At 68.8% G+C, this 6212-nt stretch carries 5 protein-coding genes; 3 read left to right on the forward strand and 2 right to left on the reverse strand.

From position 1 onward, the window contains the following. Nucleotides 1-128: 128 nt before the first annotated feature. Complete coding sequence (locus tag ACZ2IA_RS20880; protein WP_470294518.1) at nt 129-1568, reverse strand: DUF1800 domain-containing protein; 1440 nt, start codon at nt 1566-1568, stop codon at nt 129-131. Between the two features lie 390 nt (nt 1569-1958). Here ACZ2IA_RS20880 and ACZ2IA_RS20885 point away from each other — a divergent pair, with 390 nt between their 5' ends. Genes ACZ2IA_RS20885 through ACZ2IA_RS20895 form a run of 3 tightly spaced genes read left to right on the forward strand, consistent with a single transcriptional unit; the run spans nt 1959 to nt 5504 of the window. Continuing rightward, nucleotides 1959-2975, forward strand: coding sequence for a thiamine ABC transporter substrate-binding protein (locus ACZ2IA_RS20885; RefSeq protein WP_470294519.1), 1017 nt, complete (start codon nt 1959-1961; stop codon nt 2973-2975). After that, nucleotides 2972-4561 (forward strand): ABC transporter permease, encoded by a 1590-nt coding sequence (locus tag ACZ2IA_RS20890; RefSeq protein ID WP_470294520.1) that lies wholly within the window; start codon nt 2972-2974, stop codon nt 4559-4561. The genes ACZ2IA_RS20885 and ACZ2IA_RS20890 overlap by 4 nt, the downstream gene beginning before the upstream one ends. Continuing rightward, nucleotides 4554-5504 (forward strand): ABC transporter ATP-binding protein, encoded by a 951-nt coding sequence (locus ACZ2IA_RS20895; RefSeq protein ID WP_470294521.1) that lies wholly within the window; start codon nt 4554-4556, stop codon nt 5502-5504. The genes ACZ2IA_RS20890 and ACZ2IA_RS20895 overlap by 8 nt, the downstream gene beginning before the upstream one ends. Nucleotides 5505-5782: 278 nt before the next feature. Here the strand turns inward: ACZ2IA_RS20895 and ACZ2IA_RS20900 are convergent. Then, nucleotides 5783-6212 (reverse strand): autotransporter domain-containing protein (locus tag ACZ2IA_RS20900; protein ID WP_470294522.1); only part of this gene is annotated, 430 nt, incomplete at its 5' end.

Below are 6212 nucleotides of genomic sequence, written 5' to 3' on the forward strand. Positions count from 1 at the left end.
TGCATCCTAGTTTTGGGGTCGTTAGCCAAAAGAGCGAAGCGACCTTGGCTAGGCGTGCTGCCGCAGACAGTACAAGGAGTACGGCAAGGCAGCACAACAACAACGCCAAGGGTTTTGGGTAGCGGCTCCTAATCGACCTGGTAGGCGGCGTCGAGTAGCAGCGCCCTCACCACCGCACCCGGGTCGTCGGCCACTGGCGGGCTGGCCGGTTTCACCGCCAGCAGCAGATGGCTGGCGCGGCGCACGCTGTCGACCCGGTAACGCTCGGCCCAGTCGGCGGTGTCGAGGCTCAGCCGGGTCAGCCGCCGCTCGGTGGCCTTCTGCGACGACTCGTCGAGCCCGGTCGCCACCGGCAGCATCGTCGGGCCACCGGAGGGCAGGCTGATTCCTCCGCTGCTCAGTCGCTCGAGAAACTGCTTGCGAGCGAGTAGGGTGGCGCTGTTGATCCAGTCGTCGCCGCCCGGCCAGCCCTTCACATTCGGCGGGCTGAACAGATCCTGGCCGAGGTTGCAGTTGAACAGCGCCAGCGGCCGGTAGTCGGCCGGGGTCAGGTCGAAGGTGACCAAGGTGCCGACGGTCAGCTCCACCGGCGACTTCACCAGCTGGCCGCTGCTCTTCCAGAACGCGTCGGTCAACAGTAGCGCGCGTACCAGCGGCTTGATCTGGTAGCCGGAGTCGTAGAAACCTTCGGCCAAGCGGTCGACGCTGCGCGCATCCGGGGTAGGGGAGACGAAGAAGCGCCACAGCTTGGCGGTGATGAAGCGCGAGGTCTCGGGGCGTTGCAGCAACAGGCCGAGCACCTGGTCGCCGTCGTAGTTGCCGCTCTGGCCGAACACCGTCTTGCTGCCGCCGTCGTGCTGGCGCGGCCGGTAGACGAAGTCGCCGCTGCCCGGCATCAGGCCCCAGCCGGTGAAGGCGCGGGCCGCCTCGCGGATGTCCTGTTCGCTGTAGTGGCCCTCGCCGAGCGTGAAGAGCTCCATCACCTCGCGGGCGAAGTTCTCGTTCGGCTGACCCTTGCGGTTATTGGCGGTGTCGAGGTAGCGCATCATCGCCGGGTCGTGCGCGATGTCGTGCAACAGCGTGCCGAAGTTGCCGAGCGCCTCGCGGCGCAACAGCAGGTTCTGCCGCGCCATCAGCTCGGGCGAGTTCACCTTGTCGAGACCGGACACGAAGTGGTTGTGCCAGAATAGGGTCATCTTCTCGCTGATCGGCGAATCGGTGGCGCGCATCTCGCCGAGCCACCAGCCCTTCAGCTCGAGCGCGCGCTGGTTCTCCTGCTGGCGCAGCGCCTTCTTCTGGTCCTCGGGCAGCTGCGCGTAGCGCGGCAGCTCGATCGGCTGCATCACCCAGCCCGGAGGCGGGGTCAGGGGCTCGGTGCGCGGGCTGGCCAGCACCCGGTCGATCGCCTGCGCGCGGGTGAGTGGCGCGAGCTCGGCGATCCTGGCCGGGTTGGCGCCGAAACCGGTGCGGGTGAGCAGCAGCCGCGCACCGTCCTCACCGATGCCGGCCGCCTGCGCGAGCGCCGGCAGCAGCGCGATGAGCGCCAGAAGCAGCCGGAAACGTTTCATGTTTTTCTTCCCCGATGGACTTTTCCTGATGCTAGTCCGGCGCCCGAATCCAGGCTGTTACCAGTTGTTAGCAAATGTGTCGGGGTGTGATGGGGGGCGGTATACTTCAGCCGAATTGTCACCGGGGGTGCCGGAGCCGTGTGCGCCGTGCTGAGAGAGTCCCCTAGAACCTGATCAGGATATCGAGTCGCCGACAAACCCCTCCCGGCGTTGTTTACCCCGCCTTGCCGTACTACTTGTACTGTCTGCGGCGGGGCGCCTAGCCGGGAGCGCGTAGCCGGGTTTTGTCGGCGACTCTTGAAACCTGCGTAGGGAGCGTGCGGCGCCGGCCTTGCCTGCGCGCGACGACTCCCTGCGTAGCCAAAGATTCACTACTTAAGGAAGTCGTCCATGTTTGCCCTGCGTTCCCTGCTGGCCGCGCTCGTCGCCGCCGGCCTCGCCCCACTCGTTCACGCCGCCGAGCTGCGCGTGATCACCCACGATTCGTTCGACCTGCCTAAACCCTTGCTCGCCGACTTCGAGAAGCAGTCGGGCGTGAAGCTGTCCATCATCAAGGCCGGCGACGCCGGCGCGCTGGTCAACAAGCTGATTTTGACCCGCGCCAACCCGATCGCCGACGTCGCCTACGGCATCGACAACAGCCTGGTCGGCAAGGCCGTCGCCGCCGGCGTGATCGAGCCGTACGCACCGGCCGGCAAGGCGCTGCAGAGCCTGCCGGCCGGCGTGGTCAGCGTCGACTACGGCTACGTCACCCTCAATATCGACAAGGCCTGGTTCGCCAAGCATGGCAAGGCGCTGCCGAGCTCGCTCGACGCGCTGACCACCCCGGCGTACAAGGACCTGCTGGTGGTGCCGAACCCGGCCACCTCGAGCCCGGGTCTGGCGTTCCTCGCGGCCAACGTGCAGGGCATGGGCGAGGACAAGGCGTTCGCGTTCTGGGCCAAGCTGCGCGACAACGGCGTCAAGGTCGCCAAGGGCTGGAGCGAGGCCTACTACACCGACTTCAGCCGCAACGGCGGCAGCCGCCCGATCGTGGTCAGCTACGCCACCAGCCCGGCCGCCGAGGTGTTCTACAGCAAGCAAAAGCTCACCGAATCGCCGACCGCCAACCTGAACCTGCCGGCCGGCGTGTTCCAGCAGGTGGAGGGCGCGGCGTTGATCAAGGGCGGCGGCGAGCGCGAGGCGGCGAAGCGGTTCATCGATTACCTGCGCAGCGAACCGGTGCAGAAGGCGATGCAGACCACGATGTGGATGTACCCGGTCAACCCGGCCGCCGCGATTGACCCGGTGTTCAAGCACGCCGACAAGCCGGCCGGGGTACCGGCCGCCGACAGCCAGGCCATCGCCGCGCGCGGCCAGCAGTGGGTGGCGCGCTGGACGCGCGTGGTGCTCAAGGGCGGGCAGTGATCGCACGGTTTGATCCTAGACGCACGGCGCTGACGCTGTTGCCGCTGTTGTTCCTGGCGGTGGTGGTGGTCGCGCCGTTGTCGCGCCTGCTCGCCGAAGGCTGGGCCAGCATGTCGGCGAATATCCTCACCGACGCCTATCTGCGCTGGCGCATCGTCTGGTCGCTGACGCAGGCGGCGGTGACCTGCGTGCTGACGCTGCTGATCGGCCTGCCGCTCGCCTGGGCCTTGGCGCGTTTCGACTTCGCCGGGCGCACGCTGGTGCTGCGCCTCTTGATGCTGCCGTTCGTGATGCCGACCCTGGTCGCCGGCCTCGGCGTACTGGCGCTGGCCGGGCCGCACGGTGTGCTGCCGTTCAACGGCCAAGACACGCCGTGGCTGCTGCTCTACGGCAACCTGTTCTACAACCTGCCGCTGGTGTTGCGCGCCGGGGTGGATGGCTTCGCCGCGGTGCCGGCGTCGCGCCTCGCCGCCGCGCGCAGCCTCGGCGCGACGCCGTGGCGGGCGTTCTGGCGGGTCGAATGGCCGGTGGCGCGGCCGTGGCTCGTCTCGGCGCTATGCCTGGTGTTCCTGTACTGCTTCTGCGGTTTCGGCCTGGCGCTCTTGCTCGGCGGCCAGCGCTACGCCACCGTCGACGTCGAGATCTATTCGCTGGTCGCGTACGAGCTGAACCTCGGCGACGCCGGCGCCTTGGCGCTGGCGATGCTGGCGATTACCGGCGCGGCGGCGCTCGGCTATGCCTGGGTGGAGAAGAGGCTGGCGACGCCGGGTAAGATCGAGCCGATCGCGCCGCGCAAGCCCGCAACGTTGGCCGAACGGGCCTGGCTCGGCGCCGCATGGCTCGCGCTGCTGGTGTTCGGAGCCGCGCCGCTCATGGCGGTGTTCGGCCGCGCGCTGGCGGCCGGCCCCGAGGCGTGGGCGGTGCTGTCGGCGCCTGACACGCTTGCGGCTCTTGCGAATAGCGGCCGCTTCAGCCTGATCGCGCTGTCGCTCGCCAGCGTGCTCGGCGTCGTGCACGCGCTGGCGGCGCGTCGCTCGGTCTGGCTGCGCGGCGCGGTGTTCCTGCCGTTCGTGGTGTCGCCGGTGTGCGTGGCGTTCGGCCTGTTGCTGCTCTATCCGGCGTGGACCGCGAGCCTCGTGCTGTTGCTGTCGGCGTACGCGCTGTTCGCCTACCCGTTCATCGCCAAGGCGATCGCCGCCGCGCTTGACGCCTTGCCGGCCAGCCAGCCGCAGGCGGCGCAGAGCCTCGGCGCGACGCCGTGGCGGGCGTTCTGGCGGGTGAGCTGGCCGTGGCTGCTGCCGGCGTTCCGGCGGGGTCTGGCGTTTGCCGCCGCGACCACGGTCGGCGAATTCGCGGTGACGCTGTTCCTGTCGCGCCCGGAGTGGACGACGCTGACCACGCTGATCTACCAGCGCCTCGGCCGACCCGGCGCGACCAACCTCGCCGAGGCGCTGGTGCTGTCGGCGCTGTTGATGGCGTTTGCGCTGCTCGCCTTCCTGCTGATCGAATGGCCGAGCCCGCTCGAGCGGGCGCGTCGTCGCCTCGATGCGCGGCCGCCGGCCGCCACGGAGTTGCCCCATGCTTGAACTGATCGATATCTCCAAACGCTTCGGCCAACATTGCGTCGCAGAGCGGCTGTCGCTCACCGTCGCCGCCGGCGAGACGCTGGCGCTGCTTGGCCCCTCCGGTGGCGGCAAGAGCACCCTGCTGAAGATCATCGCCGGGCTGGAGACGCCCGACGCCGGCTGGGTGCGCTTCGCCGGCGCCGACATCAGCCGCGCCGCGCCCGAGGCGCGCGAGTTCGCGCTGATGTTCCAGGACTTCGCGCTGTTTCCGCACCTGGACGTGCTCGGCAACGTCGGCTTCGGCCTGGTCGAGCGGCGGCTGCCGCGCGCCGAGGTGCGCGAACGCGCCGAAGCGGCGCTGGCGCAGGTCGGCCTCGCCGGCTACGGCGCGCGCCGGGTGTTCACGCTGTCCGGCGGCGAGCAGCAGCGCGTGGCGCTGGCGCGCGCGCTGGTGACCCGGCCGCGGCTGATGCTGCTCGACGAGCCGTTCTCCAGCCTCGACGCCAACTTGCGCCAGAGCCTGCAGCAGACCTTCCGCCGCCTGCTCGCCGACGCCGGCATCCCGGCGATCCTCGTGACGCACGACCGCGCCGAGGCATTTGCGCTGGCCGACCGGGTGGCGCTGCTGCGCGACGGGCGAATCGCCCAGTGCGCGACGCCGGCTGAACTGTTGGCACGGCCGGCCGACGCCTGGGTGGCGCGTTTCGTCGGTTTCGACAATGTGCTGAGCACCGCGCTGGTGCCCGAGCTGGCGTTCTGTTTCGGCGAGGCGCAGCCGCTGCGCCGGGTCGAAGCACTGGAAAGCCTGGCCGAAGGGGTCCGGCTGACCGTTGCGTTCGATGAAGGCCCGCTGACGCTGACGTTGTCGCCGCGCGAAGCGGCGGGACTCGGCGAAGGGCTGCACGTCGGCGGTGCGGTACGCGTCGGCATCGACCCAGCAAGGCTGATCGCGTTGCCCGGCTGAGAGCCTCTCCATAATCTTGCTGCGCGCCCCTGATCGGGGCTCATGCGCTCGGCGTGCGAATCTATCGCTGGGCGTATCGCAGATACGCACGCAGTGATTCGCTCAGCGATCGGAAATCCTCATGTACCCATGTACATTCCGGTTTCTGCGCTGCTCTTCACCCCGCTGAGGGCCGCTCGCGACAGATTCTGAACAGACTCTGCGCGAAGTGTTGGCGCAAGCTTTAGAAACAAAACAAGCCGGCAAAGCCGGCTTGTTTTGTTTCAATGCCGCGGCGCTTACCAGGCCAGGCGCACGCCGACATTCCCGCCGATGGTTTCCCGCGAGGTGCTGTCCAGATTGGTGGTGTAGGTCAGCGTCGCGTAGACGCTGCTGGTCGGGGACAGCTTGCCGATCACACCGGCGCCGATCTGCCCGGCGGTGCCGGTCAGCGTGGTCGGGATCGATGTCGCGCCGGCAAAGCTCGCCTGATCGTTGCCGCCGAAGCTGCGCAGCAGATTGGCGCGCAGATACGGCTGCCACAGGGTGCCGCCGCGCTCGAACTGCCCCTGCAGTCGGGCCCCGATCCGGCCCAGGAAGCCGTCCGCGCGCTCGAACGACACTTTCGAGATGCCGTCGTCCAGGTCATCGACCGCCACCCGCTGCCAGATCAGCTGCGCCTGCGGCTCGAAGGTCAGGTTGGGGCGCAGCGCGATCGAGTAGCCGCCC

The sequence above is a fragment of the Crenobacter sp. CS_VA4 genome (assembly GCF_055597485.1).